This window comes from Rhizobium centroccidentale (genome assembly GCF_030182565.1).
Lineage (GTDB): Bacteria > Pseudomonadota > Alphaproteobacteria > Rhizobiales > Rhizobiaceae > Rhizobium.
Window position 1 is genome coordinate 184363 of sequence record NZ_JAQJCG010000007.1, and the last position, 24369, is coordinate 208731.

At 59.8% G+C, this 24369-nt stretch carries 26 protein-coding genes; 18 read left to right on the forward strand and 8 right to left on the reverse strand.

All coding sequences use genetic code 11. The annotated features are described in order from the left end of the window. Nucleotides 1–99 precede the first annotated feature (99 nt). The 7 genes from PH562_RS12170 (at nt 100) to PH562_RS12200 (ending at nt 4543) form a co-directional block, all read left to right on the forward strand. Nucleotides 100–807 carry a DUF1045 domain-containing protein gene (locus tag PH562_RS12170; protein ID WP_285173238.1) on the forward strand — a complete coding sequence of 236 codons (708 nt, stop codon included), beginning with the start codon at nt 100–102 and terminating at the stop codon, nt 805–807. A 117-nt stretch (nt 808–924) separates the two neighbouring features. Then, entirely contained in the window at nt 925–1848 is a 924-nt protein-coding gene (puuE, locus tag PH562_RS12175) for an allantoinase PuuE (protein WP_285173239.1), read from the forward strand. Nucleotide 1849: 1 nt separating this feature from the next. After that, the gene (gene uraD / locus PH562_RS12180) at nt 1850–2347 is read left to right on the forward strand and encodes a 2-oxo-4-hydroxy-4-carboxy-5-ureidoimidazoline decarboxylase (RefSeq protein ID WP_285173240.1); all 498 of its coding nucleotides are present in this window, start codon (nt 1850–1852) and stop codon (nt 2345–2347) included. A 264-nt stretch (nt 2348–2611) separates the two neighbouring features. Further along, nucleotides 2612–2938 (forward strand): HepT-like ribonuclease domain-containing protein, encoded by a 327-nt coding sequence (locus PH562_RS12185; RefSeq protein ID WP_285173335.1) that lies wholly within the window; start codon nt 2612–2614, stop codon nt 2936–2938. Nucleotides 2939–2945: 7 nt separating this feature from the next. Then, nucleotides 2946–3446, forward strand: a complete 501-nt coding sequence (locus PH562_RS12190; protein WP_285173241.1) for an ureidoglycolate lyase — start codon at nt 2946–2948, stop codon at nt 3444–3446. Beyond that, a complete protein-coding gene (gene uraH, locus PH562_RS12195; RefSeq protein WP_113217343.1) occupies nt 3443–3799 on the forward strand; it encodes a hydroxyisourate hydrolase in 357 nt (118 codons plus the stop codon). The genes PH562_RS12190 and uraH overlap by 4 nt, the downstream gene beginning before the upstream one ends. 3 nt (nt 3800–3802) lie before the next feature. Then, nucleotides 3803–4543 carry a metallophosphoesterase family protein gene (locus PH562_RS12200; RefSeq protein WP_113230083.1) on the forward strand — a complete coding sequence of 247 codons (741 nt, stop codon included), beginning with the start codon at nt 3803–3805 and terminating at the stop codon, nt 4541–4543. Here the strand turns inward: PH562_RS12200 and PH562_RS12205 are convergent. Genes PH562_RS12205 through PH562_RS12215 form a run of 3 tightly spaced genes read right to left on the reverse strand, consistent with a single transcriptional unit; the run spans nt 4540 to nt 8269 of the window. Continuing rightward, on the reverse strand, nt 4540–5679 hold the full coding sequence (locus PH562_RS12205) for an alpha-hydroxy acid oxidase (RefSeq protein WP_285173242.1): 1140 nt from the start codon (nt 5677–5679) through the stop codon (nt 4540–4542). The genes PH562_RS12200 and PH562_RS12205 overlap by 4 nt on opposite strands. 47 nt (nt 5680–5726) lie before the next feature. Beyond that, a complete protein-coding gene (gene guaD, locus PH562_RS12210; protein ID WP_285173243.1) occupies nt 5727–7034 on the reverse strand; it encodes a guanine deaminase in 1308 nt (435 codons plus the stop codon). Then, nucleotides 7031–8269 (reverse strand): urate hydroxylase PuuD, encoded by a 1239-nt coding sequence (locus PH562_RS12215; RefSeq protein ID WP_285173244.1) that lies wholly within the window; start codon nt 8267–8269, stop codon nt 7031–7033. Before PH562_RS12215 ends, guaD begins: the two co-directional genes overlap by 4 nt. Nucleotides 8270–8483: 214 nt before the next feature. Here PH562_RS12215 and PH562_RS12220 point away from each other — a divergent pair, with 214 nt between their 5' ends. Beyond that, on the forward strand, nt 8484–8819 hold the full coding sequence (locus PH562_RS12220) for a hypothetical protein (RefSeq protein WP_069612748.1): 336 nt from the start codon (nt 8484–8486) through the stop codon (nt 8817–8819). 3 nt (nt 8820–8822) lie between these two features. Here the strand turns inward: PH562_RS12220 and PH562_RS12225 are convergent, their stop codons facing one another. Then, nucleotides 8823–9719 carry a LysR substrate-binding domain-containing protein gene (locus tag PH562_RS12225; RefSeq protein WP_285173245.1) on the reverse strand — a complete coding sequence of 299 codons (897 nt, stop codon included), beginning with the start codon at nt 9717–9719 and terminating at the stop codon, nt 8823–8825. Between the two features lie 102 nt (nt 9720–9821). Between PH562_RS12225 and PH562_RS12230 the strand changes: the two genes are divergently transcribed. Continuing rightward, nucleotides 9822–10025, forward strand: coding sequence for a hypothetical protein (locus PH562_RS12230; protein WP_285173246.1), 204 nt, complete (start codon nt 9822–9824; stop codon nt 10023–10025). A gap of 31 nt (nt 10026–10056) precedes the next feature. Here PH562_RS12230 and xdhB read toward each other — a convergent pair whose 3' ends face one another. From xdhB to PH562_RS12245, 3 genes are all read right to left on the reverse strand, one after another. Continuing rightward, nucleotides 10057–12396, reverse strand: a complete 2340-nt coding sequence (xdhB, locus tag PH562_RS12235; protein WP_285173247.1) for a xanthine dehydrogenase molybdopterin binding subunit — start codon at nt 12394–12396, stop codon at nt 10057–10059. 260 nt (nt 12397–12656) lie between these two features. Beyond that, on the reverse strand, nt 12657–14123 hold the full coding sequence (gene xdhA / locus PH562_RS12240) for a xanthine dehydrogenase small subunit (protein ID WP_285173248.1): 1467 nt from the start codon (nt 14121–14123) through the stop codon (nt 12657–12659). Between the two features lie 69 nt (nt 14124–14192). After that, a complete protein-coding gene (locus tag PH562_RS12245; RefSeq protein ID WP_112334243.1) occupies nt 14193–14969 on the reverse strand; it encodes a 3-hydroxybutyrate dehydrogenase in 777 nt (258 codons plus the stop codon). Between the two features lie 222 nt (nt 14970–15191). On the opposite strand from PH562_RS12245, the gene glpK reads away from it, so the two are divergent. From glpK to map, 8 genes are all read left to right on the forward strand, one after another. Next, complete coding sequence (glpK, locus tag PH562_RS12250; RefSeq protein ID WP_285173249.1) at nt 15192–16694, forward strand: glycerol kinase GlpK; 1503 nt, start codon at nt 15192–15194, stop codon at nt 16692–16694. 178 nt (nt 16695–16872) lie between these two features. Continuing rightward, entirely contained in the window at nt 16873–17676 is an 804-nt protein-coding gene (locus PH562_RS12255; protein WP_285173250.1) for a membrane-anchored protein, read from the forward strand. A gap of 184 nt (nt 17677–17860) precedes the next feature. Beyond that, nucleotides 17861–18235, forward strand: a complete 375-nt coding sequence (locus PH562_RS12260) for a YciI family protein (protein WP_095435479.1) — start codon at nt 17861–17863, stop codon at nt 18233–18235. Then, nucleotides 18232–19488 carry an RNA polymerase sigma factor gene (locus tag PH562_RS12265; protein WP_285173251.1) on the forward strand — a complete coding sequence of 419 codons (1257 nt, stop codon included), beginning with the start codon at nt 18232–18234 and terminating at the stop codon, nt 19486–19488. The genes PH562_RS12260 and PH562_RS12265 overlap by 4 nt, the downstream gene beginning before the upstream one ends. 99 nt (nt 19489–19587) lie before the next feature. Next, nucleotides 19588–20058 carry an SRPBCC family protein gene (locus PH562_RS12270; RefSeq protein WP_285173252.1) on the forward strand — a complete coding sequence of 157 codons (471 nt, stop codon included), beginning with the start codon at nt 19588–19590 and terminating at the stop codon, nt 20056–20058. 30 nt (nt 20059–20088) lie between these two features. Beyond that, complete coding sequence (locus PH562_RS12275) at nt 20089–20517, forward strand: DoxX family protein (protein WP_285173253.1); 429 nt, start codon at nt 20089–20091, stop codon at nt 20515–20517. Between the two features lie 52 nt (nt 20518–20569). Further along, nucleotides 20570–21082, forward strand: a complete 513-nt coding sequence (locus PH562_RS12280) for a GNAT family N-acetyltransferase (RefSeq protein ID WP_285173254.1) — start codon at nt 20570–20572, stop codon at nt 21080–21082. Nucleotides 21083–21220: 138 nt separating this feature from the next. After that, complete coding sequence (map, locus tag PH562_RS12285) at nt 21221–21973, forward strand: type I methionyl aminopeptidase (RefSeq protein WP_285173255.1); 753 nt, start codon at nt 21221–21223, stop codon at nt 21971–21973. A 9-nt stretch (nt 21974–21982) separates the two neighbouring features. On the opposite strand, the gene PH562_RS12290 is transcribed toward map, so the two are convergent. Continuing rightward, entirely contained in the window at nt 21983–22567 is a 585-nt protein-coding gene (locus tag PH562_RS12290) for a PadR family transcriptional regulator (RefSeq protein ID WP_285173256.1), read from the reverse strand. Nucleotides 22568–22992: 425 nt separating this feature from the next. On the opposite strand from PH562_RS12290, the gene sbmA reads away from it, so the two are divergent. Beyond that, on the forward strand, nt 22993–24258 hold the full coding sequence (sbmA, locus tag PH562_RS12295; RefSeq protein WP_285173257.1) for a peptide antibiotic transporter SbmA: 1266 nt from the start codon (nt 22993–22995) through the stop codon (nt 24256–24258). Nucleotides 24259–24369 lie beyond the last annotated feature (111 nt).

The window sequence follows — 24369 nt, forward strand, 5'->3', positions numbered from 1 at the left end:
CAGGCCTCTTCCGGGTCGTCAATCTGTCACGCAAATCACCTATCTCCTTGGCCATCGGTGCCGGTTCGGTCTGCTGACGTTACGCCCTGGAGGAATTTTATGCGGTATGCCATTTGCTTCACACCGTCTGCGAGCGATCCGCTGACGCTTGTGGCCGCGAATTGGCTCGGCCGCAATGTCTATTCCGGCGAGATGGTCGATCCGCCGGCGGTCCGTGGGCTTGGTATCCATGAGATCGCTTTCTACACCGCGGTTCCGCGCCGCTATGGCTTCATGGGGATTCTGAAGGCGCCGTTCCGGCTGGCCGAGGATATGTCCGAGGCGGGGCTGCTGCGCGACCTGATGCGGTTCTCCGGCACGGTCGCGCCCTTCGAAATCCCAAGGCTCGAGGTCGCGCGCCTCGGCGGTGCGCTGGGCCTTGTTCCCTCCGCACCAAGCCAGCAGATGCATTTCCTCGCGGCATCGCTGGTGCAGACCTTCGATCAATACCGGGCTCCTTTGAGCGAAGCGGAAATAGAGCGCATCGATCCGGATGGGCTTTCCGCGACGCAGTTCGCCAATCTGCATCGCTGGGGGTATCCGCATGTCATGGACGAGTTCCGCTTCCAGATGATGCTGACAGGGACGGTAAGCCCAGCCGACATGGCGCGCATCGAGCGTGCGCTGCGCAATTTCTTCGAACCCGCTTTGGCTGCGCCCATTCCCGTTTCCAATATCGCGCTGATGATGGAAGAAGGCGCCGGCGGTCCCTTCCGGGTGCACTCGCTGCATCCGATGGGAAAGGTCAGCGCCCGCAAGATCGCCTAGATTAGCGACTGGCGTTCACGCCAATACCCCGCTTTGAAGCGAAAGTGATTTTCCCACTTTCCGTCTCGACTTTCGCGGCGTGGATGCTACCGTTCCGCGATCAGAGAAGGTGCTTCAATGTCGGAAATCTATCCCCGTAATCTCATCGGCTATGGCCGCAATACGCCGGATCCGAAATGGCCCGGCGATGCCCGCATCGCGGTGCAGTTCGTGATCAACTATGAGGAGGGCGGAGAAAGCTGTATTCTCGACGGTGATCCTGGGTCGGAAAACCTGCTCTCCGAGATCGTCGGCGCAGCCTCCTGGCCGAACCAGCGCAATCTCAACATGGAATCGATCTACGAATACGGTTCGCGCGCCGGCTTCTGGCGGCTGTGGCGCATGTTCACCGAGCTCAAGGTTCAGACGACGGTCTATGGCGTGACGCTGGCCATGGCACGCAATCCGGAAGCGGTTGCCGCCATGAAGGAAGCCGGCTGGGAAATCGCCAGCCATGGCTATCGCTGGCTGGAATACAAGGATTTCTCCGAGGATCTGGAGCGTAAGCACATTCTCGAGGCCGTTCGGCTGCATACCGAACTCACCGGCGAACGGCCCTACGGCATGTACCAGGGCAAGCCTTCCGACAATACGCTACGGCTCGTTATGGAGGAGGGCGGTTTCCTCTATTCCTCCGATTCCTATGCCGACGATCTGCCCTTCTGGGTCGATGGTCTCAACGGCAAGCCGTTTCTGATCATTCCCTATACGCTTGAGACCAACGACATGCGCTTTGCGACGCCCCAGGGCTTCAATTCCGGCGACCAGTTCTTCACCTATCTGAAGGACGCCTTCGACACGCTGTACGAAGAGGGTAAGCATGGTAGCCCGAAGATGATGTCCGTTGGTCTGCACTGCCGTCTCGTCGGCCGCCCCGGCCGCGCCGCCGCGCTGCGTCGGTTCATCGAATATGTGCAAAAGCACGACAAGGTCTGGATCCCTCGGCGAATCGAGATCGCCAACCATTGGTATGAAAATCACCTTCCCGGGGGCGCTCTCTGATATGATCTCGCGGGACGATTTTGTCGGCCGCTTCGGCGGCGTCTTCGAACATTCGCCTTTCGTTGCCGAGCGCGCCTACGATCAGGGCGCTATTGCCGAGCCGTTGACTTCCGGCGGCGTGCATACCGCGCTGGTGCGGGCCTTCCGCGCCGCTAGTGAGGCGGAACGACTTGGCGTGCTGCGGGCGCACCCCGATCTCGCGGGGCGACTGGCGATTGCCGGCCAGCTGACCGAGGATAGCCGCAGGGAGCAGGCCGGTGCCGGGCTCGACCGGCTGAGCCCCGAGGAGCACGCCCGCTTTACCGAACTCAATGCTGCCTATGTGACGAAATTCGGCTTTCCCTTCATCATCGCAGTCAAGGGGCTCGGCAAGTACGATATTCTCGTCGCCTTCGAGACGCGGATAAACAATAGCAGCGATGCGGAGTTCGCGACGGCCGCTGCGCAGGTCGAGAAGATCGCTCTCTTGCGTCTGCAATCCATGCTGCCTGAAGCCTGATGCGCGGTCTGTGGGCCGCCATCCTTCCTAATCATGTCTCCGCATGGGTTTCCCATGAATGTGCGTGCTATTTTTCGGTCCGTTCATGGCTTAGTATCCGCTTGATGGAACACCAAGCCATGAGGCCGTGGAAACATTGGGCAGAGATAGAAGCGGACAGATGAGCGGCGACGCTAAAGGGCGCGTCTTCGTGGAGACAGCGGGCATCGCCGGCGAAAGGAAGTCGGCATGAGCCTGGATCGGTTGATCGCCTACCTTGAGCGCATGCAGCAAGCTGCATCCGAAACCGGTCAATTCCTCCGGGACGTCGATCAAGCCGCCTTTTTCCAGGGTGTCGAGAAACAGCGCGCCGTCGGCATGAATCTTCTGCTGATCGCCGAGGTTGCCGCCCGCATTGCCGAGGAATATCCGGAGTTTGTCGTTGACCATCCGGAGCTGCCTTGGCATGTCATGCAGGACTTCCGGAATCGGATTGCGCAAGGATATGTCGACATCGAGTTGTCGGCCCTCTGGGATATCGTGCACAAATCTCTTCCGGAGTTGCTCCTGCAACTGGACTCCATTCGCCATTGGCGAGCGGAAGGCGAATAATCAGTCAATGACACAAAATCTAGACATCAATCCTTTGACAAAGGCCGCGTTCGAGCCATTCGGTGATGTGATCGAGGCCGATCCTGCGACCATGCGGTACATCAATGGCGGCACGACCGAGCGTTTTCATGCGTTGTCGAACGCTGAAGCTCTCGGTGACGGCGCGCGGGTTATCCTGAACCTCTTTCGCGGTCAGCCGCGTGCTTTTCCCTTCTCGATCGACATGATGGAGCGCCATCCCTTCGGCAGCCAGTGTTTCGTGCCGCTGAACGGCCGTCCGTTCCTTGTCGTCGTCGCAGAGGATGAGGGCGGCAAGCCGGGCAGGCCGCAGGTCTTCCTTGCGCGCGGCGACCAGGGTGTGAACTATCGGGTCAATGTCTGGCATTATCCCCTGATGGCACTCGACGAGCAGAGCGATTTCCTTATCGTGGATCGCGATGGATCGGAGAACAACCTCGAGGAATATTTCTTCGACACGCCCTTCGTCATTGGAGCACCGACGCTATGACCGGACTGACCACCCATGTGCTCGATACCGCTCTCGGCAAGCCGGCCGAAGGTCTGGTGATCGATCTCTTCAGGATCGAGGGCGATGCTCGCAGGCATGTGAAGACGGTTACGACCAACTCGGACGGCCGCGTGGATGGTGGTCCAATTCTCATCGGCGAAAGCTTCGTTGCCGGCACCTATGAATTGCTGTTTCGCGCCGGGGACTATCTGCGTGCCAGCGGCACCAAGCTGCCGGAGCCGGCTTTCCTCGATCTCGTACCCATCCGCTTCGGCATTGCCGATACGACGGCGCATTACCACGTGCCGCTGCTGATCTCGCCCTACGGCTATTCCACCTATCGCGGGAGCTGAGACATGCGCTTCGCAGCCATTGCGGACATCCACGGCAACCATCTGGCGCTCGAGGCCGTGCTTGCCGATATCCGCAGGCAGGGCATCACCGAGATCGTCAATCTCGGCGACTGTTTCAGCGGGCCGCTTACCGCGGGCAAGACGGCGGATATGCTGCTGAAACTGAATGCGCCAACGGTGCGCGGCAATCACGACCGCTATCTGATCGAAGTGGCGCCCGAGGCGATGCATATTTCAGATCGCGCAGCGCATTCTGAACTGACGGAACGTCACCTCGAATGGCTGCGCGCCTTGCCCGTCAGTACAGTTTATCTGGGTGAGGCCTATCTCTGCCACGCGACCCCGGCTGAAGATAATGTTTATTGGCTCGAATCCGTCTCGCCGGACGGTCAGGTCTATCTGAAGCCGCTGGAAGAGATCGAGGCGCTTGCCACCGGCGTCGATTTCCCGCTGATCCTATGCGGGCATACCCATATTCCGCGTATCGTCAGGCTTTCTGATGGGCGCCTGATCGTCAATCCCGGCAGCGTCGGCTGCCCGGCCTATGACGATGATCTACCTTATTATCACAAGGTGGAAGCCGGTCATGCCTTTGCTTCTTACGCTATTCTGGAAAAGATCGGGAACACTTGGCTGCCGGTCTTCCGGCAGGTCGCCTATGATCACATGGTGATGGCGAAGCTTGCGGCGCAGAATGGCCGCGAGGAGTGGGCGAGCGGTCTGGCGACGGGCTGGCTGCGTTAGAAATCAGCCAGGATCGACCGATCCACCGCCTTGATGTCCCGCTTGCCGCAGAGCGCCATGGAAATATCGAGTTCCTTGCGGATGATTTCGAGCGCGAGCGTCACCCCTTCCTGGCCCATGGCGCCCAGGCCATAGAGGAAAGGGCGGCCGATGAAGGTGCCCTTGGCGCCGAGTGCTACCGCCTTGAGCACGTCCTGGCCGGAGCGGATGCCGCCATCCATATGCACCTCGATCTTGTCTCCGACGGCATCGACGATCCATGGCAGCATGCTGATGGAGGAGTGGGCGCCGTCGAGCTGCCGTCCGCCGTGATTGGAGACGATGATGGCGTCGGCGCCGACATCGACGGCCGCCTTTGCATCCTCGACGTCGAGAATGCCCTTGATGATCAGCGGGCCGCCCCATTGCTCCTTGATCCAGGCGACGTCGCTCCAGGAGAGCTTGGGGTCGAACTGCGAATGCGTCCAGTGCGACAGCGTCGTCATGTCGGAAATATCCTTGGCATGGCCGATAATATTGCCGAAGGAGCGGCGCTTGGTCTTCAGCATACCCATACACCAGCCCGGCCGCGTCGCCATCTGCCAGAGATTTTTCGCCGTCATTTTCGGCGGTGCCGACAATCCGTTGCGGATATCGTTGTGGCGTTGCCCGAGGATCTGCAGGTCGGCCGTCAGCACCAGCGCCGAGCATTTCGCCGCCTTGGCGCGTTGGATGAGGTTCAGGACGAAATCGCGGTCCTTCATGACGTAGAGCTGAAACCAGAAGGGCTGCTTCGTCACCGAGGCGATATCCTCGATCGAGCATATGCTCATGGTCGACAGCGTGAAGGGAATGCCGAACTCCTCGGCTGCGCGCGCTGCCAGCATCTCGCCATCGGCGTGCTGCATGCCGGTCATCCCTGTCGGCGCCAGCGCCACCGGCATCGAGGACTTCTGGCCGACCATGGTGGTTGCCAGCGACCGGTCCGACATGTCGACGAGGACGCGCTGGCGCAGCTTGATCTTGGCGAAATCCGCCTCGTTCGCCCGATAGGTCGATTCCGTCCAGGAGCCGGAATCGGCGTATTGGAAGAACATTTTCGGCACGCGCCGCTGCGCAAGCGTTTTCAGTTCGGCGATGGTCAGCGGCGCGGTCATGGCTCTTTGCCCTCTGGATGGTTACATGGAGGCGGGTTGGGATTGCCTCATTGCTGGATGGATTTCATCGGCTTTCCAGCAACATAAGTTTCGGCGACCGCCCGGTCGTCGCCCATAGTCTGAAGCAGGAACAGCTCTTCGGTAAGGCTCTTCGTCACCTCCATCTTCAGCGCCATGGCTGGCGTTGCCGCTGCATTCAGCACGATGAGGTCGGCTTCCGTGCCGGGATCAAGCGTGCCGATCTTGTCGACGAGGGAGAGCGCCTCGGCGTTGCCGCGTGTCATGTAGTAATAGCTTTCCAGCGGGTTCAGGCGTTCTCCGAGCAGCTGCTGGATCTTGTAGGCCTCGTCCATCGTGCGCAGCATGGAATAGCTGGAGCCGCCGCCGATATCGGTGGCGACACCGATACGGACAGGCTTCTGGCGGCGGGCCAGCGCCTTCAGCGGGAATAGGCCGGAGCCGAGGAAGAGGTTCGAGGTCGGGCAATGCACCGCGACCGCACCGGCCTCGCTCATGGCATCGGCTTCGCGCTCGGAAAGGTGGATCGCATGACCGAACAGGCTCTTTGGTCCAAGCAGCCCGTAGCGCGCATAGATATCGGTATAGTCGATCGCTTCCGGATAGAGCTCGCAGGTAAAGGCGATCTCGTCGTGGTTCTCGGACAGATGCGTCTGGATATGCAGGTCTGGGAATTCACGGGCAAGCGCGGCCGTTGCTTCCATCTGCGCCGGCGTCGAGGTGATGGCGAAGCGCGGCGTGATGGCGACATGGTTGCGGCCCTTGCCGTGCCAGTCTGATATCACCTGGCGGGTCTCGTCATAGCCCATCTCAGGCGTGTCGAGCAGGCCCTGCGGCGCATGGCGGTCCATCATCACCTTGCCTCCCACCATGCGCATGTTGCGGCGCATGGCTTCGGCAAAATAGGCGTCGGCGGAGGTTTTATGTACCGAGCAGTAGGCAACGGCCGTCGTGGTGCCGTGGCGGATCATCTCGTCGTAGAAATGCGTGGCGATGCGCTCGGCATGCGCGCTTTCGACGAAGCGGCATTCCTCGGGGAAGGTGTAGGTGTTCAGCCATTCCAAGAGGTTGGCGGCATAGGAGGCGATCACCTGCATCTGCGGGAAATGCAGGTGCATGTCGATGAAGCCGGGCAGGATCAGATGCGGGCGGTGGTCGACTTCGGCGGCACCTTCCGGCGCCCGCGCCTTTATATCAGCATAGGGCCCGGTCGCGACGATCATGCCGTTCTCGATCAGCAGGCCGCCGTCGCTTTCATAAGCATAGCTGCCCGTATCATCGAGGCTTTGCGGCAGGCGCTTGAAGGAAAGCAGTCGGCCGCGCAGAAGGGTGGTCATTGGCTTTTTTCTCCGATGGAGCTTTCGAACCAGGCGACCAGCAATTTGCGTTCCTCCGGCGTCACCTCGGTGACATTGCCCGGAGGCATGGCATGGCTGCGGCCGGCCTGAATATAGATCTCCCGGGCATGCATAGCGATTTGCTCGTCATTTTCCAGCATTACGCCCTTTGGCGGCCGAACAATCCCCTCATAGACGGGTTCGGCCGAATGGCACATGGTACAGCGCGTCGAAACTATTTCTTTGACGGACGAGAAATGTATATCCGAGGCATATTGCTGGAAGGCGGGAGGAATTGCATTGGCCTCCTTCTCCTCGGTCAGCACCTTGGGAACGGTCGAAAGCCACATGATGACAATGAAGAGGACGACGGTAACGATCCAGGTCCAGGTTGGATGACCCTTGCGGGCGTGTGTCGTGTTGAACCAGTGACGGATGGTGACCCCCATGAGGAAAACCAGCGCCGCGATCACCCAATTATAGGCAGTGCCGAAAGCCAGCGGATAGTGGTTCGACAGCATGAAGAAGATGACAGGCAGCGTCAGATAGTTGTTGTGCAGCGAGCGCTGCTTGGCGATACGGCCATATTTAGGGTCGGGCGTGCGGCCGGCAATGAGGTCTGCGACAACGATCTTCTGATTGGGAATGATGATCATGAAAACGTTCGCCGACATGATCGTCGCGGTGAATGCGCCGAGATGCAGGAAGGCGGCGCGGCCGGTGAAGAGATGCGTGTAGCCCCAGGCCATGAAGACCAGGACGGCGTAAAGCACGATCATCAGGCCCCAGGTGTTGTTGCCGAGCGGGGACTTACAAAGCAGGTCGTAGACGATCCAGCCGCCGGCAAGCGAAGCGAGCGAAATCAGGATCGCAACGGGAACGCTGACATCGAGCACATGCCTGTCGATGAGGAAGAGGTTGGCGCCGCCGTAGTAGACGATGCACAGCATCAGGAAGCCGGAAATCCAGGTGAAATAGCTTTCGTATTTGAACCAGGTCAGATGCTCCGGCATCTGCGCGGGAGCCACGAGATATTTCTGGATATGATAAAAGCCGCCACCGTGGACTTGCCATTCTTCGCCATAGGCGCCGGGCGGAAGATGGGGACGCTTGACCAGCCCGAGATCGAGCGCGATGAAGTAGAAGGACGAACCGATCCAGGCAATGGCGGTTATGACGTGGAACCAGCGGGCGGCAAAGGCCAGCCATTCCCACGCTATGGCGTATTCATACATTCAGTTCCCCTTTTCTTCCTCCGACTCCGCACCTTGCAAAATGTTGGCGGCGGAGGGAAGGGGAGAGTTTGCTGCGTCAGCAAAAAGCTACGCTCTTGTCTGGCGCCCCGGCCGCATTAGATCAGATTATGGCAGTTTTTTAATAATACGCCCTCGGCTGCTTGGAGCGGGCCGTGTCCGCGGCAGCCGTCTATCTTTCGACGGAGAATTGCCCATGCGTGGTATTCTGACGTTCGTATTTTTTCTTCTCTCCGCAGCCTTCGCCCTGGCGCACGAGGCGCCCTCCGGCTGGTCCTACGACCCATATTGCTGCAATGGTGACAGCAAGACGGGCGATTGCGAGATGATCCCCTCGCGCACCGTCACCATTGTACCCGGCGGTTATCGAGTGACGCTCAATCCGGGCGATCATCGCTACATAACCCACGCGCATATCTTCAATCTGCCGCAGCAGAAAACCATGCGTTCGCCCGACGGAGCCTATCATCTCTGTCTGTTTCCGGATGAGAATACGCCGCGCTGCTTTTATGCACCCGACATGGACTATTGAGCGCTATTCCAGCGGCATGCCGAACTCGCGGAGAATCCAATCCCTGAAGGCGCGGATGCGCGGCGTATGGCGCCTATTCTCCGGATAGGCGATCCAGTAGTCCGTATTGTCGGACGAAAGAATATCGAAGGGCTGTATCAGCCGACCGGAAGCCAGATCATCCGCATAGAACTCCGGGGTCAGGATGGCTACGCCCTGACCGGCCAATGCCGCGCTCGCCTCGAAGGACTGGGCACCAAGCCTGCTTCGCGGCCGGCCCTGAAGGCCGGGATCGGGAACGCCGGCCTCCTTGAACCATTGCGCCCACCATGGGTCGCCTGCGTCGATGATGCGGAGCTTCAGGAGATCGGCCGGTTCGTGTATGCCGCCGATGGTCTCAGCAAGTGCCGGGCTCAGCATCGGCGTGAAATAGACCTTCATCAGGAGGTGTGAGCGCAGGCCGGGCCACTGGCCACGACCGGTGCGGATGGCGATGTCAGACGGCTCCCGTGAGAAGTCGATGATAGAGCCGGAGGTATCCAGCCGGACAGCGATATTGGGATGTTTGAGCTGAAAAGACCCGACATGACGAGCCAGCCACTGTGAGGCGAAGGTGGGCGTCGAATGAATGCGCAGCGTCGTTTCGGCATCGCCACTGATCGAGGCCATGGCCTCCTGCAGCAGGGCAAAGGCTTCAGCCACTTTCGGCGCGAGCTGCGCTCCCGCCTCGGTCAACAGGATCTGCCTCGGGCGACGCAGGAATAGCGGCTCGCCCACGGTCTCTTCCAGCAACTTGATCTGATAGCTGACCGCCGTCTGCGTCATGCCAAGCTCCTCACCTGCACGCGTAAAACTGGCAAGCCGCGCGGCGGCCTCGAAGACGCGGAGCGCATTCAGCGGGAGACGTTTTGAGAGCTTCATGGATAAGTTCTCTTTATGTATGGAGACGATAGTTCGATTGGAATTCCAGCATTTTTCGCGCCAGACTGCAATTCATATCATTGATCCGACTGAGGTATTGTCATGGATTGCTATGTCGTGGAACAGGTGGAAACCGCAAGGCCAGGGACTCTGGCTCGCCTTCTGGAATCGTTGGCGCAGGCCTTCGTCAAGCACGCGGAGCCGTCGCCGCATCTCGATCTCGACGAGATGCCGGACCGCGTGAAGCGGGACCTTGGATTTCTTGATGGGCGGGAGCCGCGTTATGATGACTGCCGACTGTCGTAGGTGGCAAGGAGCGAATACCCGGGGAGGGTAATCACATCCCCTTCAGCCGCTCGACTGCCATGAGCACCCGTTCCGGTGTTGCCGGCGCATCGAGGCGCGGGCATATGCGATAATCCGCGACGCTGGCGACCGCCATCGATAGTGCCTCCAGCACCGAGATCGGCAGCATGAAAGGTGGCTCGCCCACGGCCTTCGAGCGGCCGATGGTCGCCTCCGTATTTTCAGACCATTCCGCCAGCCGGACGTTGAAAATCTTCGGCCGGTCGGAGGCAAGCGGGATCTTGTAGGTCGATGGCGCGTGCGTGCGCAGCCGGCCCTTGGCATCCCACCAGAGCTCTTCGGTCGTCAGCCAGCCCATCCCCTGCACGAAGGCACCTTCGACTTGGCCGATATCGATCGCAGGATTGAGGGAGCGACCGACGTCATGAAGGATATCGGCGCGGTCGATCAGGTATTCGCCCGTCAGCGTATCGATCGACACTTCCGAACAGGCGGCGCCGTAGGAGAAGTAGTAGAAGGGTGTGCCGCGGCCGGCCTTGCGATCCCAATGGATCTTCGGTGTTTTGTAGAAGCCGGCGGCCGAGAGCTGCACGCGGGCGAAATAGGCCTGCTTTACGAAATCGGGGAAGGGGATTTCCGTTTCTCCGATGCGCACACGGTTCGGCAGAAACTGCACCTCCTCGGCGCCAACGCCCCATTTTTCAGCCGCGAAGGCGACGAGCCTTCCCTTGATCTGCCGGGCAGCGTCATAGGCTGCCATGCCGTTCAGGTCGGAGCCGGAGGAGGCTGCTGTCGCCGATGTATTCGGCACCTTGCCTGTTGTCGTCGCGGTGATCTTCACGCGGTCGATATCGACCTGGAAACTATCGGCCAGAACCTGCGCCACCTTGGTATAAAGGCCCTGGCCCATTTCGGTGCCGCCGTGGTTCAGATGGATGGAGCCATCCTGGTAGATATGCACCAGCGCGCCCGCCTGATTGAAGGCGGTCATGGTGAAGGAGATGCCGAATTTCACCGGCGTCAGCGCGATGCCCTTGCGAATGAAGCGGCTGGAACGGTTGAATTCGATGATGGCCTTGCGCCGCGCCTGATAGTCGGAACTCTGGTCGAGCTCGTCGACGATGCGGTTGATGATATTGTCAGTGACCTCCTGGTGATATGGCGTCAGTGTCCGGCCGGAGCCTGGTTGACCATAGAAATTGGCGCGGCGCACCTCCAGCGGGTCCTTGCCGAGCGCGTAGGCGATCTCCTCGATCATGCGCTCGCCGCCGACCATCCCTTGCGGGCCGCCGAAGCCGCGGAAGGCGGTGTTGGAGACGGTGTGCGTCTTCAACGGCTTCGAGACCAGATGGACATGCGGGTAGAAATAACTGGAATCTGCATGGAAGAGCGCGCGATCGGTAACCGGGCCGGAAAGATCGGAGGAGAAGCCGCAGCGCGCGGCATAGGTGGCATCGACGGCGTGGATGCGACCTTCGTCGTCGAATCCGACTTCGTAATCCACCAGGAAGTCGTGCCGCTTGCCTGTGGCGCTCATGTCTTCGTCGCGATCGGGCCGGAATTTCACGGCGCGCCCGAGCTTTTTCGCGGCGACGGCAGCGAGCGCCGCGAACTGGTTGCCCTGCGTCTCCTTGCCGCCGAAGCCGCCGCCCATGCGGCGCACATTGACGGTCACGGCATTGGAGGGAATGCCGAGAGCATGGCCGACGATATGCTGGATTTCGCTCGGATGTTGTGTTGACGACCAGACAGCCACTTCATCATCCTCGCCGGGGATTGCCATGGCGATATGACTTTCGAGATAGAAGTGCTCCTGACCGCCGATGCGCATCTGCGCCTTGATGCGATGCTTTGCATTCGCCATCTCGGTTTCAGGCTCGCCCCGCTTCAGCGTCATCGGCTCGTAGACGAGCGGTGCGCCATTGGCGAGCGCCCCGTCGATATCGCTCCAATGCGGCAGGTCGCGATAATCGATCTTGGCAAGCCGGGCGGCCCGGCGGGCAGCATCGCGGGTCTCGGCGATAACGGCCAAGATCGGCTGGCCGTGGAATTCGACCTTGGTTTCGGCGAGCAGCGGCTCGTCATGCATGCCGTTGGAGCTGGTGTCGTTGACGCCGGGAATATCGGCGCCCGTGAAGACCCAGACGACGCCGGGATAGGCTTTGACATCAGAGAGATCGATGCCGGCAATCTCGGCATGGGCGCGATCGGAAAGACCGAGTGCTCCATGCAGCAGGCCGGCGGGCTCGGGAATATCATCGATATAATCGGCGGCTCCGGTGACGTGCTTGTGCGCGGAGTCATGGCGCAGCGAGCCATGCATCGAGCCGTTGATGACAACCTTGCGCTCTTCGAAGGTGGATTTGTCCATGCTTCAAGCCTCCGCGGCTTCCCTTCTCCCCAGTGGGGAGAAGGTGGCCGACAGGCCGGATGAAGGGAATGCATCGCGAAGCGATGCGTGTCCTGAGATCAGATGAAAGGATGCTTGCTCTTTGCCGCGTAACCCCCTCATCCGCCCTTCGGGCACCTTCTTCCCGAGGGGAGAAGGGGGAAGGGAGCGGCTGCCGTCATCCGGCGAAAGGTGCTGTGCCGTATCCAAGAAATACGGTCGAATAAATCCGAAATTCGTCATCATGCCAGCACCTCGAAGCGGCTCAATTCCTGCGGCGCGCCCGATGTTTCCAGGTAGAAGCGGATAAGGAGGTTCTTGGCGGTCAGCTGGCGGTATTCTGCCGAGGCGCGCCAATCGGTGAGCGGCGTGTAATCGGCGTCGAAGGCATTGCGTGCGGCCATAACGGTTGCTTCCGTCCATGGCTTGCCGATCAATTCCGCCTCGACGGTGCGGGCGCGTTTTGGTGTACCGGCCATGCCGCCGAAGGCGATGCGGATATCTTCGACATTACCGGCTGCATCCAATGACAGATGGAAGGCGCCGCAGGAGGCCGAAATATCCTCGTCGCGGCGCTTGGAGATCTTGTAGACAGCGAAATGCGCATCCTTGGCCGGATAGGGCACGAAGATGCTCTCGACGAACTCGCCGGGATTGCGGTCTTGCTTGCCGTAATCGATGAAAAAATCTTCGAGCGGCAGGCTGCGCATCCCCGCCGTCGAGCGCAGCGTCACCGTTGCGCCGAGCGCAATCAGTGGCGGCGGCGTGTCGCCAATCGGCGAACCGTTGGCGATATTGCCGCCGATCGTGCCCATGTTGCGCACCTGCTCGCCGCCGATACGGTTGATGAGATTGGCAAAGGCCGGGATCTTTTCGCCGACAATAGTAAAGGCGCGGCTGTAGGTGACGCCGGCGCCGATGGTCAGGCCCGCATCGTCAACGGTAATTTTCTGCAGATCGGTGAGATGGTTGATAAAGACGACCGGATTCAGCCGGCGCATCTGCTTGGTGACCCATAGGCCGACATCGGTCGAGCCGGCAACGACGGTCGCCTGCGGCTCGTCGGCAAGCACCTGTGCCAGTGCTGATGCGGAACCGGGGACGATAAGGCGATCCTCGCCCTCGGAAATCTCAATGGTATCGCCGCCCTGCATGGCCCACAGGCGGGCGATGATATCGGCTCTCGTCTTTTCGAGGGGGTCGAAGAGCGCGCTCGGCCGCTTCTGACTGACCTGTTCGGCCGCCTTGACGATCGGCTCGTAGCCCGTGCATCGACAGAGATTGCCCTGGAGCGACTTTTCGATCTGCGCCCGGCTCGGCTTTTCCGTCGTCAGCCAAAGGCCATATAGCGACATGACGAAGCCCGGCGTGCAGAAACCGCATTGCGAGCCGTGGCAATCGACTAGCGCCTGCTGCACAGGGTGAAGCGTGCCGTTTTGGGCGGCAAGGTGCTCGACGGTAACGACATGGGTCGCATGCAGCGAGCCGACGAAGCGGATGCAGGCGTTGACCGACTCATAATAGAGGCCGCCATCGATCAGGCGTCCCACAAGCACAGTGCAGGCGCCACAGTCGCCCTCCGCACATCCTTCCTTCGTTCCCGTCAGCCGTCGGTTGAGGCGCAGGAAGTCGAGCAGCGTCTCGGTGGGGCGCAGGCTGGATAGAATGATATCCTCGCCGTTGAGGATAAAGCGGATGCTGTCGCTCATGTTGTTCCCGTTTATTATTCGTTTGTCGGGGCCGGATGCGCGAACGAATCCGGCCCTAACCGTCTATGGTTATTCCGCGGTCCACCCACCGTCAATCGAGACATGTGTGCCGGTGACCTGGCGTGCCTCGTCGCTTGCGAGGTAGAGCGACAGGGCGCCGATCTCCTCGGCCTTGACAAACTCATGCGTCGGTTGAGCCTTGAGGATGACTTCGTTCTTGACCTGCTCCTCGGTCATGCCACGGGCCTTGGCGGTATCCGGGATCTGCTTCTCGACAAGCGGGGTCAGGACGTAGCCGGGGCAAATGGCGTTTACCGTCACGCCGAATTCGGCAAGCTCGAGCGCTGCCGTCTTCGTCAGGCCCAATATACCATGTTTTGCCGCGACATAGGCGGATTTGAAGGGCGAGGCGACCAAGCCGTGCGCCGAGGCGATGTTGATGATGCGCCCGTACTTCTTCGCCTTCATCAGCGGGATGGCGGCGCGGATGGTATGGAAGGAGCTGGAGAGATTGATCGCGATGATCTGATCCCATTTCTCGATCGGGAAATCCTCGATTTTCTCCACGTGCTGAATACCGGCATTGTTGACGAGAACATCGACGCTGCCGAAGGTGGAGTTGGCGGTCGCGATCAGATCGGCGATCTCGGCGGGCTTCGTCATGTCGGCCGGATGATAGATCACCTTGCCGCCGCCGGAGGCTTCGAGCTTCGTCTTGATCGCATCGATCTCCTCGGGCTTTCCGAAGCCGTTGATGACGACGTTATCGCCCTTGGCGGCAAAGGCAGCCGCGATGGCGAGGCCGATACCGCTCGTGGAACCGGTGACGACAACTGTTCTTGCCATGATCTTCTCCTTGGACAGCGCAGCTTCCTGCTGCAGTGCAAAACGATCTCAGCCTAGTCCCAAACCTCCAGATATGGCAATCGCAATGCTAGCGGCCCTTCGGCCACGATACTGTGAACCGAAAAGCTTACCCTTCAGCGAAAAAATTTCGTTTTGCTTTCTTTTCACATTCGTTTTGCTCGCGTATCTGTTGTTTCGGGATGCAACAGGCGGGAGGAATGCATGAGCGGTTATGTCTTGGCGATCGATCAGGGAACGACGTCGACGCGGGCTATCGTTTTCGACGGCAAGATGAAGGTTGCCGGCGTCGGACAGAAGGAATTCACCCAGCATTATCCGAAGCCCGGCTGGGTGGAGCACGATCCGGAGGAAATCTGGGCGTCCGTTCTCGTCACCGTCCGCAAGGCCATCGAAGCCGCCGGCATCACCGCCAAGGATATTGCCGCACTTGGCATCACCAATCAGCGCGAAACGGTCGTGGTCTGGGATCGCGAGACGGGCAAGCCGATCCACAATGCCATCGTCTGGCAGGACCGCCGCACCGCAAGCTATTGCGAGAAACTGAAGCGTCAGGACCTGGAAAAGCTCTTTACCCGCCGTACCGGCCTGCTGCTCGATCCCTATTTTTCCGGAACCAAGCTCTCCTGGCTCTTGAGCAACGTGAAGGGCGCGCGTGCCCGCGCCGCCAAGGGCGAGCTCTGCTTCGGCACCGTCGATACCTTCCTGATCTGGCGTCTGACTGGCGGCAAGAGTTTCGTCACCGATGCGACCAATGCCTCGCGGACGCTGATGTATAATATCAGTGCGAACGAATGGGATGAGGAGCTGCTGGAAATCCTGCGCGTTCCCGCTGCCATGCTGCCTGAAGTGAAGGATTGTGCCGCTGATTTCGGCGTCACGGAGGCCACGCATTTCGGCGCTGAAATCCCAATCCTCGGCGTTGCCGGCGATCAGCAGGCGGCGACGATCGGCCAGGCCTGCTTCGAACGCGGCATGATGAAATCCACCTATGGCACCGGCTGCTTCGCGCTGCTGAACACCGGCGCGGACATGGTGCGCTCGAAGAACCGCCTTTTGACCACCATCGCCTATCGGCTGAATGGCGAGACGACCTATGCGCTTGAGGGTTCGATCTTCATCGCCGGCGCTGCGGTACAATGGCTGCGGGATGGCCTGAAAGCCATCCAGCGTGCCTCGGATTCCGGCGAGCTGGCGGCCAAGGCCGATCCGCTGCAGGAGGTCTATCTGGTGCCGGCCTTTACCGGCCTCGGTGCGCCGCATTGGGATCCGGATGCACGCGGCGCGATTTTCGGTCTGACGCGCAATACCGGACCTGAGGAAATCGTTCGGGCGGCGCTGGAAGCCGTCTGCTATCAGTCTCGTGATCTCCTGGACGCCATGCATAAGGATTGGCGCAACGGCAACGGGCAGGAGACTGTGCTGCGCGTCGACGGCGGCATGGTCGCCTCCGACTGGACGATGCAGCGGCTTGCCGATCTGCTCAATGCACCGGTCGATCGCCCGACGATCCTCGAGACGACCGCGCTGGGCGCCGCCTGGCTTGCTGGCAGCCGCGCCGGCGTCTGGCCGGATCGTGCCGGTTTTGCCGAAGCCTGGGCACGCGACAAGCGTTTCGAGCCCGGCATGGATAACAGGACCCGAAACGCGAAGCTCAAAGGCTGGAAGAATGCGGTCTCGCGTACCTTGAGTACACGGCAGGGGTGATCGGCCTTCATCGGCTGCTCACCCCAGGTTATATCATGTAAGATTTTTTTATTTTGCTTATATAAAGGCACGCAGCGATACTCGTATTGTTCGTGGCTTGGGGAGGATTCCGGGTCACATTTCGCCGGGCCGCACTCCTTGAGGGCGAGCGCCTTCTCAAGAGACGATAAAGCGAATAATGGCTGCTCAATTTTCTGAACTGAAGAAACATTACTATCGGCAGATCAAATATCATCTGACCCGGCCGAAGCCGCCGATGCTGGCGGAGCGGTTCGATGGCCCTGTTCTCGTCGTCGGCTCGGCGCCGGTTTCGAACAAGCCGGCGGATTTCGATGAAAGCTTCAAGGTCATCACGATCAACGGTTCGCAGACGGTTACGAAGGGCTGGGGAATAGAGGCGCCTGATGTGACGCTCGTCCAGTTTAATCAGATCGAGGGCACGAACACCAATGCCGTCGAGGTGCGCCGCGTTCTGAACGGCGAACGGACCAAGATGCTCTACGTCCTGCTCTGGCGGAAAGAGCGTGAACGGCTGGAAGAGGGACTGCGGAGGTTCAATTACAGCTACGACAAGCTGGAGATCGTCGATCGCTACAAGCGCATGGCGCTGCTGGATCGGGTCGGCGGGGTAAAGTGCAGCGAGCTCGGCGCGGACGACAAATGCTCGAACGGTATAAATGCCGTGCTTTTCGCGATCTATAACGGCGCGACCGAAGTCATCATCACCGGCATCAATCCCGATTCCGGCGGGCACGTCTACAATCAGGAAAATCTGGCGCGGCTGCATGTGCGCAAGGACCGCGAGGTTCTCGAACGGCTGATCGAACGGGGTTATCCGGTGTTCACCACTGATGCCAGCGTCTCGCAATCCGTCGGTCTGCCGCTATGGACCGGCAAGGCGAAGGTTGGTCGGACGGTGGAGGCCGATGCCAAGGCCAAGCGGCCGGCACCGATAACGGCTGCGGCCGTCATCAACCCTTGAGATAAGGGCTCGCCAACGGTCAAGCTGCGGCTGACGCTTATCGGAGCCATTGCGGAGCTTGATGCGAAGGCCGGTATCCTGGCGATCCGGCGTGGGAACATCTGAGGCCCTCTTCGATATTTTTTGACGTAGCCTGTCGGAGCAGGTGATATTCCTTCGTCTTTAAAGGGAGAAGGGAATATCCATGCTTTACGCGATCCTATGCTACAACGACGAAGATACCGTGTTTGCCTGGTCCAAGGAACAGGAAGACGCGACGATGGCACGGTTGATTGCCGTGCAGGAACCGCTGGCAAAGGCTGGCAAGCTAGGGCCTGTGGCACGGCTGATGCCGACGACGGCGGCAACGACCCTGCGCAAGGGCAAGAACGAGCCGATCGTGATCGACGGTCCCTTTGCCGAAACGAAGGAGCAGTTGCTCGGTTTTTACGTCGTCGATTTTGAAACCTTAGACGAAGCCATTGATTTTTCGAAGGAGCTTGCCGCGGCCAACCCCGGCGTCGGCTCCTATGAAATCCGTCCGCTTTACGTCTTCCGGCCGGGAGCTGTTGCAACATGACCGACATTGCCTGGATCGATATCGCGCTTACCAATGCCCGGCCACAGGTGATGGGTGCGCTCTTGCGCTATTTCCGCAATCTCGATACCGCCGAGGAGGCCTTTCAGGAGGCCTGCCTCAGGGCCTTGAAGACCTGGCCAGACAAGGGGCCGCCGCGCGACCCCGTCGCCTGGCTGATCTTTGTCGGCCGCAACAGCGGCATCGATACGGTGCGCAAGCAGGCGAGATTGCAGAGCCTGCCGGATGAGGAGACGATCTCCGATACGAGCGATGCCGAAAGCGATCTGGCCGAGCGGCTCGATGGCTCGGGCTATCGCGACGATATTTTGCGATTGCTCTTCATCTGCTGCCATCCGGATCTGCCTGCGACGCAACAGATCGCGCTGGCGCTTCGCATTGTTTCCGGCCTTTCGGTGCAGCAGATCGCCCGCGCCTTCCTCGTTAGCGAAAGCGCGATGGAGCAGCGCATTACAAGGGCTAAGGCGCGTGTCGCCGCAGCAGGCGTTCCCTTCGAAACGCCGGGCGCGGTGGAGCGGAGCGAAAGGCTGGCGCTTGTCAGCGCCATGATCTACCTCATCTACAACGAAGGCTATTCGGCCGGCGGAACGCATCGCGAGGCGGCAGCCTTTGCTGACGAGGCGATCCGGCTTGGCCGACTGCTGTTGCGGATCTTTCCCTCCGAGCCGGAGACCATGGCGCTGCTGGCGCTGATGCTCCTGCAGCAATCGCGCAAGGATGCGCGGTTCGATGCGGACGGGCAGATCATCCTTCTGGAAGATCAGGATCGCTCGCTTTGGGACCGGACGTTGATCGATGAAGCGCTGGCGCTGCTCGACAAGGCGATCCGTCACCGCAAGCCCGGCCCCTATCAGGTGCAGGCAGCGATCGCAGCACTGCATTCAAGGGCGAAACGCGCCGTCGATACGGATTGGGAGGAGATCGACCTTCTCTACCAGATGCTGGAGCGGCTGACGCCTTCGCCCGTCGTCACGCTCAATCGCTCGGTCGCGCTCTCCAAACTGAAGGGACCGGAGGCGGCTCTAGCGCTGATTGCGCCGCTGGAAGCGCAGCTCGATAGCTATTTCTATTTTCATGGGGTGAGGGGCGGCCTACTTGCACAGCTGGGCCGCGCGCAAGAGGCGCGCGTCGCCTTCGACAGGGCGATTGCGCTCGCCCGTTCGCCTGCCGAAGCAGCCCATATCCGTTATCAGCTCGATCGTCTGAGCGTGGATGCTCTTGCGGCTGCAAAATAATCAAAAAATTTGCGTCTGTGCTGTCGGGAAACGGCAGTCTCGAACGTCATTGGAGTATGAGCCGAGCAGGCCGCGTCAAACAGCAAAGAGGAACAAGACATGACTGAGCAAACCCAGCGCCACGAGCTTTCCCTGACCCGCGTCATCGATGCCCCACGCGAGAAGATTTTTCGTTGCTGGACCGAAGTTGAGCTTCTGAAGCAATGGTTCGCGCCTCTGCCATGGACGGTATCGGCTGCCAGCGTGGACGCTCGATCCGGCGGCTCAAGCTCGATTACCATGCGCAGCCCCGAGGGCGAGGATTATCCGGGCAACGGCGTTTATCTGGAGGTCGTTCCCAATGAGCGGATCGTCTTCACCGATGCCTTCACCAGTGCCTGGGTGCCGTCGGCCAAGCCCTTCATGGTGGTGACGATCCAGCTCGACGATCTCGGCGCTAGCAAGACCCGTTACACCGCGACCGTGCTGCATTGGTCGGCTGAAGATCGCGAAGCACATGAGAAGATGGGCTTCCATCAGGGATGGGGCCAGTGCGCCGAGCAGCTCGCGGCGCTGGCAGCTGGAATCTGAATTTCCGATTCAATTCCGGGGGATACGGCAATGTCTTATGCAGCCGATTCATCTTTGCCTTCGGTCACGCGCGCTCAGCGCGTTGCCGGCTTGATCCTTAGCGGACTGGTCGTTGCCTTTCTTGTCTTTGATGGCGTAATCAAGCTTATTCCGTTACCCGTGGTGACGGAGACGATGGCGGGGCTCGGTTATTCCGCCGATCCGGCGCTTGCGCGGTTGCTCGGCATCATTACGCTCGGCTGTGCCATTCTCTACGCGATCCCGAGAACGTCGGTCCTCGGCGGCATCCTGCTGACGGGTCTTCTCGGCGGCGCGATTGCGACACATTTGAGGGTCGGCAGCCCGATCTTCTCGCATCTGCTTTTCGGCGTCTATATCGGCGTGATGGCCTGGGGCGGACTTTATCTCCGTTATGAAGCGGTTCGGAAAATGATTCCGTTCTTTCAGCGAAGCTTTTGATTTCGGATTCAATTTGCTAAGGGGTCGCTTCCGAAAAAGGACGGAGCGAGCCATGCCGCAAGTGATCATCGCACCGGTCAGGCAATCGGATGCGGACGAGCTGATCGCCGCCAATATTGCCAGCCGCGCCCATCATGTGCCCTGGGCCTATCCCTTTCTCGATCGTGACGGTTTCGATGCCTGGTTCGGTCAGACTGTGACGGGGCCGAATATAGGTCTCGTAGCGCGCGATCCGGGCTCCGGCGCCATCGTTGGCGTCGTCAATATCAGCCAGATGGTTTGGGGCGGCTCCCGCAGCGCCTTTCTCGGCTATCACGGCATGGTGGGTTTCGCCGGCCGGGGGTTCATGACGGAGGCCGTTCGTCTGGCCGTCACGCACGCCTTCGATGCGGTGGGCCTGCATCGGCTGGAGGCCAATATCCAGCCGGGCAATCATCCATCCATTGCGCTGGTCAAGCGGCTCGGCTTCCACAAGGAAGGATTCTCGCCGAAATATCTGAAGATCGGCGGCGTATGGTGCGATCACGAGCGCTGGGCATTGTTGTCGGACGATCCGCGCTCTTGACCGCTTTCGCAATTCGAAACCCGCGCTATCTGGCAGAAAGCCCAAAAAGACATTGACTGTGCGAAGGGAAGGGGCGAAAGCCACCTTGAGCCTCTCGCTGAACCGCTGCTGAGAGAGCGGGAGTGCCGGAAGCCGTAGATGATCGTTTCGACCGAAGAAGAACTGACCAAGCTCAAAGATATCGGCCGCATCTGCGCCAATGCGCTGCAGGCCATGGCCTCGGCCCTGGAGCCGGGCATCACCACGCTGGAGCTGGACGTTATCGGCCGCAAGGTGCTGGAGGATGCCGGCGCGCAATCGGCGCCGGAACTAGTCTACAAGTTTCCCGGCGCGACCTGTATCAGCGTCAACGAGGAAGTGGCGCATGGCATTCCGGGTCCACGCGTGATCAAGGCGGGGGATCTGGTCAATCTCGATGTATCGGCCGAGAAGGATGGCTTCTTCTCCGATACCGGCGCATCTTTTACCGTGCCGCCGGTCAAGCCGAAGATCGAGCGCCTGTGTCGGGACGGCAAGCGGGCGCTCTGGGTCGGCCTCAACCAGGTGAAAAGCGGTGCGCCGCTTGCGAAGATCGGGCAGGCCGTCGGCGCTTTTGCCCAGAAGAATCGCTACACACTGATCGCCAATCTCGCCAGCCATGGCATCGGTCGCTCGCTGCACGAAGAGCCCGCCGAGGTTTCCACCTGGGCGGACCCTTCCGAGACCCGGATCATGGAAGATGGCCTGGTTTTTACCGTTGAGCCGTTTCTGTCACTCGGTGCGACCTGGGCAGAGGGCGGCGACGACGCGTGGACGCTCTATGCCGATCCGCAGGCTCCCACGGTTCAGTACGAGCACACGATCATTGCCACCCGCAACGGGCCGATCATCCTGACATTGCCGGACGCCTAAGGCGTCGGCTCATTCGTCGGCCTTCGGGCCGTCCTCGGTCTTCGCTTCACCGCGAATAATATCGGCGGCGGCGCGCTCGAGGATATCAGCGATGCGGGCGCCTTCGGCCTTGTTCCACGGGAACTTCGAGCGGAGCGCGGAGCGCAGCAGATGGCGAGCGCGATGAACGTCGCCGGCGCCATGGCGGTCGAACGGATTGTCGCGACCGTCTTCATCCCCGCCGTCGAAGACCTCGCGGACGCGAGCCATCTTCTCGCCGATGGAGGTGAGCTTGGCGAGGGTTACCTCGACCAGATCACGATTGTCGTCGACGCGTTTCTGGCCGCTTTCGGTGATGCGGTAGAGCTTCTTTGTGCCGCTGACCTCGACTTCGGCCTGGCCGGTCTCCTCGAGATAGGTCAGCGCCGGGTAGATGACGCCCGGACTCGGAACATAGAAGCCGCCGGAGCGCTCCTCGAAGGTCTTGATCAGCTCATAACCGTGGCGTGGCTGCTCGGAGAGCAGGGCAAGAATGATGAGCTGCAGATCGGCCGCATCGAACTTGCGGCCGGTGCGAAACCCGCCGCCAAACATGCCGCCCTTGAAGCCTCTCATGAAGTCTCTCCTGTGCTCGCCGCGCGATTCACGGCCTCGACCATGTCGTAGGATATATGCCTCGACGATGTCAAAGCCATCTCCGAACATGTGGCGGTCTCTAAAACCTCTCATATCGTTTCTCCTTGAAGTGTGAGAGTTTATATCGTTAGTCATGTCGTACGATATATATCGTAAGATAGAATTCTGCAAGGGGGTGGTTTGCGGAAGAGATGGATCGAAGAAGAAGGCGTGACCGTATAGGGGAGTGGTTCATCCAATGGGTGAAAATTCGCCGTTGAACAACTGCATCACGATCATGGGATAAGCGATTACATCTACGTAAGAATAGGCCGCTGGCGGTTGCCGCTCCCGGCGAACTGTCCTAGGCTCGCCACAAATTGACGCCATTGCGGTCGTTCGAACCAACAGGAAGCCTAACCGTCGTGTTTCATTCTTTCTTCCCGAATCCGAGATTATTTTTTTCCTCAGCGGTCGCCTGGGCGCTCGTCTGCGTCTTCCTATGGTATTTTGTCGGCGCGCATGTCGTGGCGTCCATGGGGTATCCGCCGCTGCCGGAAGAACAGCAGCCGGTCGGGGCTGCGTTCTTTATTACTCCTACTAATTTCTTGTTTTATCTTTACTTTATTCTCTGTGCAGCGGTCTTTTGCGGCTTCTGGCATGTGGTTTCGAAGGGCAACCCCTGGATCGTATGGTCCGTGTGGGGTTCCGCTTTCATCGTCTTCATCACCTATTTCGGTGTTCAGATCGACGTAGCAGTAAACGTATGGCGCCGGCCTTTCTTTGACCTGCTGCAAAATGCGCTCGGCGGAAAGCCCGGCGTTACGGATGGGGATTTCTACGGATTGTTATGGGCGTTCACGCAACTCGGTCTCGTGGGCGTCGCCGTCAGCGTTATTTCATCGTTTTTCCTAAGCCACTATCTCTTCCGCTGGCGTTGGGCGATGAATAATTTCTATATGTCGAAATGGGAAAAGCTCCGACATATCGAAGGCGCATCGCAGCGTGTCCAGGAAGATACGATGCGTTTTGCGACCAACCTCGAAGGGCTCGGCGTCAGCCTGATCGGCTCCGTCATGACGCTCATTGTCTTCTTGCCAATTCTGTTGGAACTGTCGAAATACGTGACCGATCTGCCGATTATCGGCGCAATTCCCTATTCGCTCGTTTGGTTGGCGCTGATTTGGTCGGTATTCGGCACGTTCTTGCTTGCGCTCTTCGGGATCAAGCTTCCGGGGCTGAACTTCCGCAATCAGCGTGTCGAGGCAGCCTACCGAAAAGAGCTTGTCTACGGCGAGGATCGCGAAGACCGCGCACAGCCGCCCACCGTGGCGGAACTCTTCTCAAACGTTCGCCGCAATTATTTCCGCATGTACTTCCACTACGCCTATTTTAACGTCGCTCGCTATTCCTATGGTCAGCTCGACGCGATCTTCCTCTATTTCGTGCTGGTTCCGACTTTCGTCGCGCATAAGATCACGCTCGGCATCTGGCAGCAGATCGCCACGGCCTTCGGTCAGGTCAGCAACTCCTTCCAGTATCTCGTCAGCTCCTGGACGACAATCATCGAGCTTTTGTCGATCCACAAGCGTCTGAAGGCTTTCGAGGCCGCTATCTATGACGAGCCATTGCCGCCGATCGATCAGCGCTATTTGGAGCGTGAAGCAGGCGTAATTCACGCGGATGGCTGACGAATTAAGGCTCCGGAAACGGAGCCTTTTTCAATGGGAGGAGGTTGATTTTAGGCTTTCGACTTTGGAGGTAAGGGAAAGGCTTCCTTTGCCGCACCGCCGGTCCTTCGC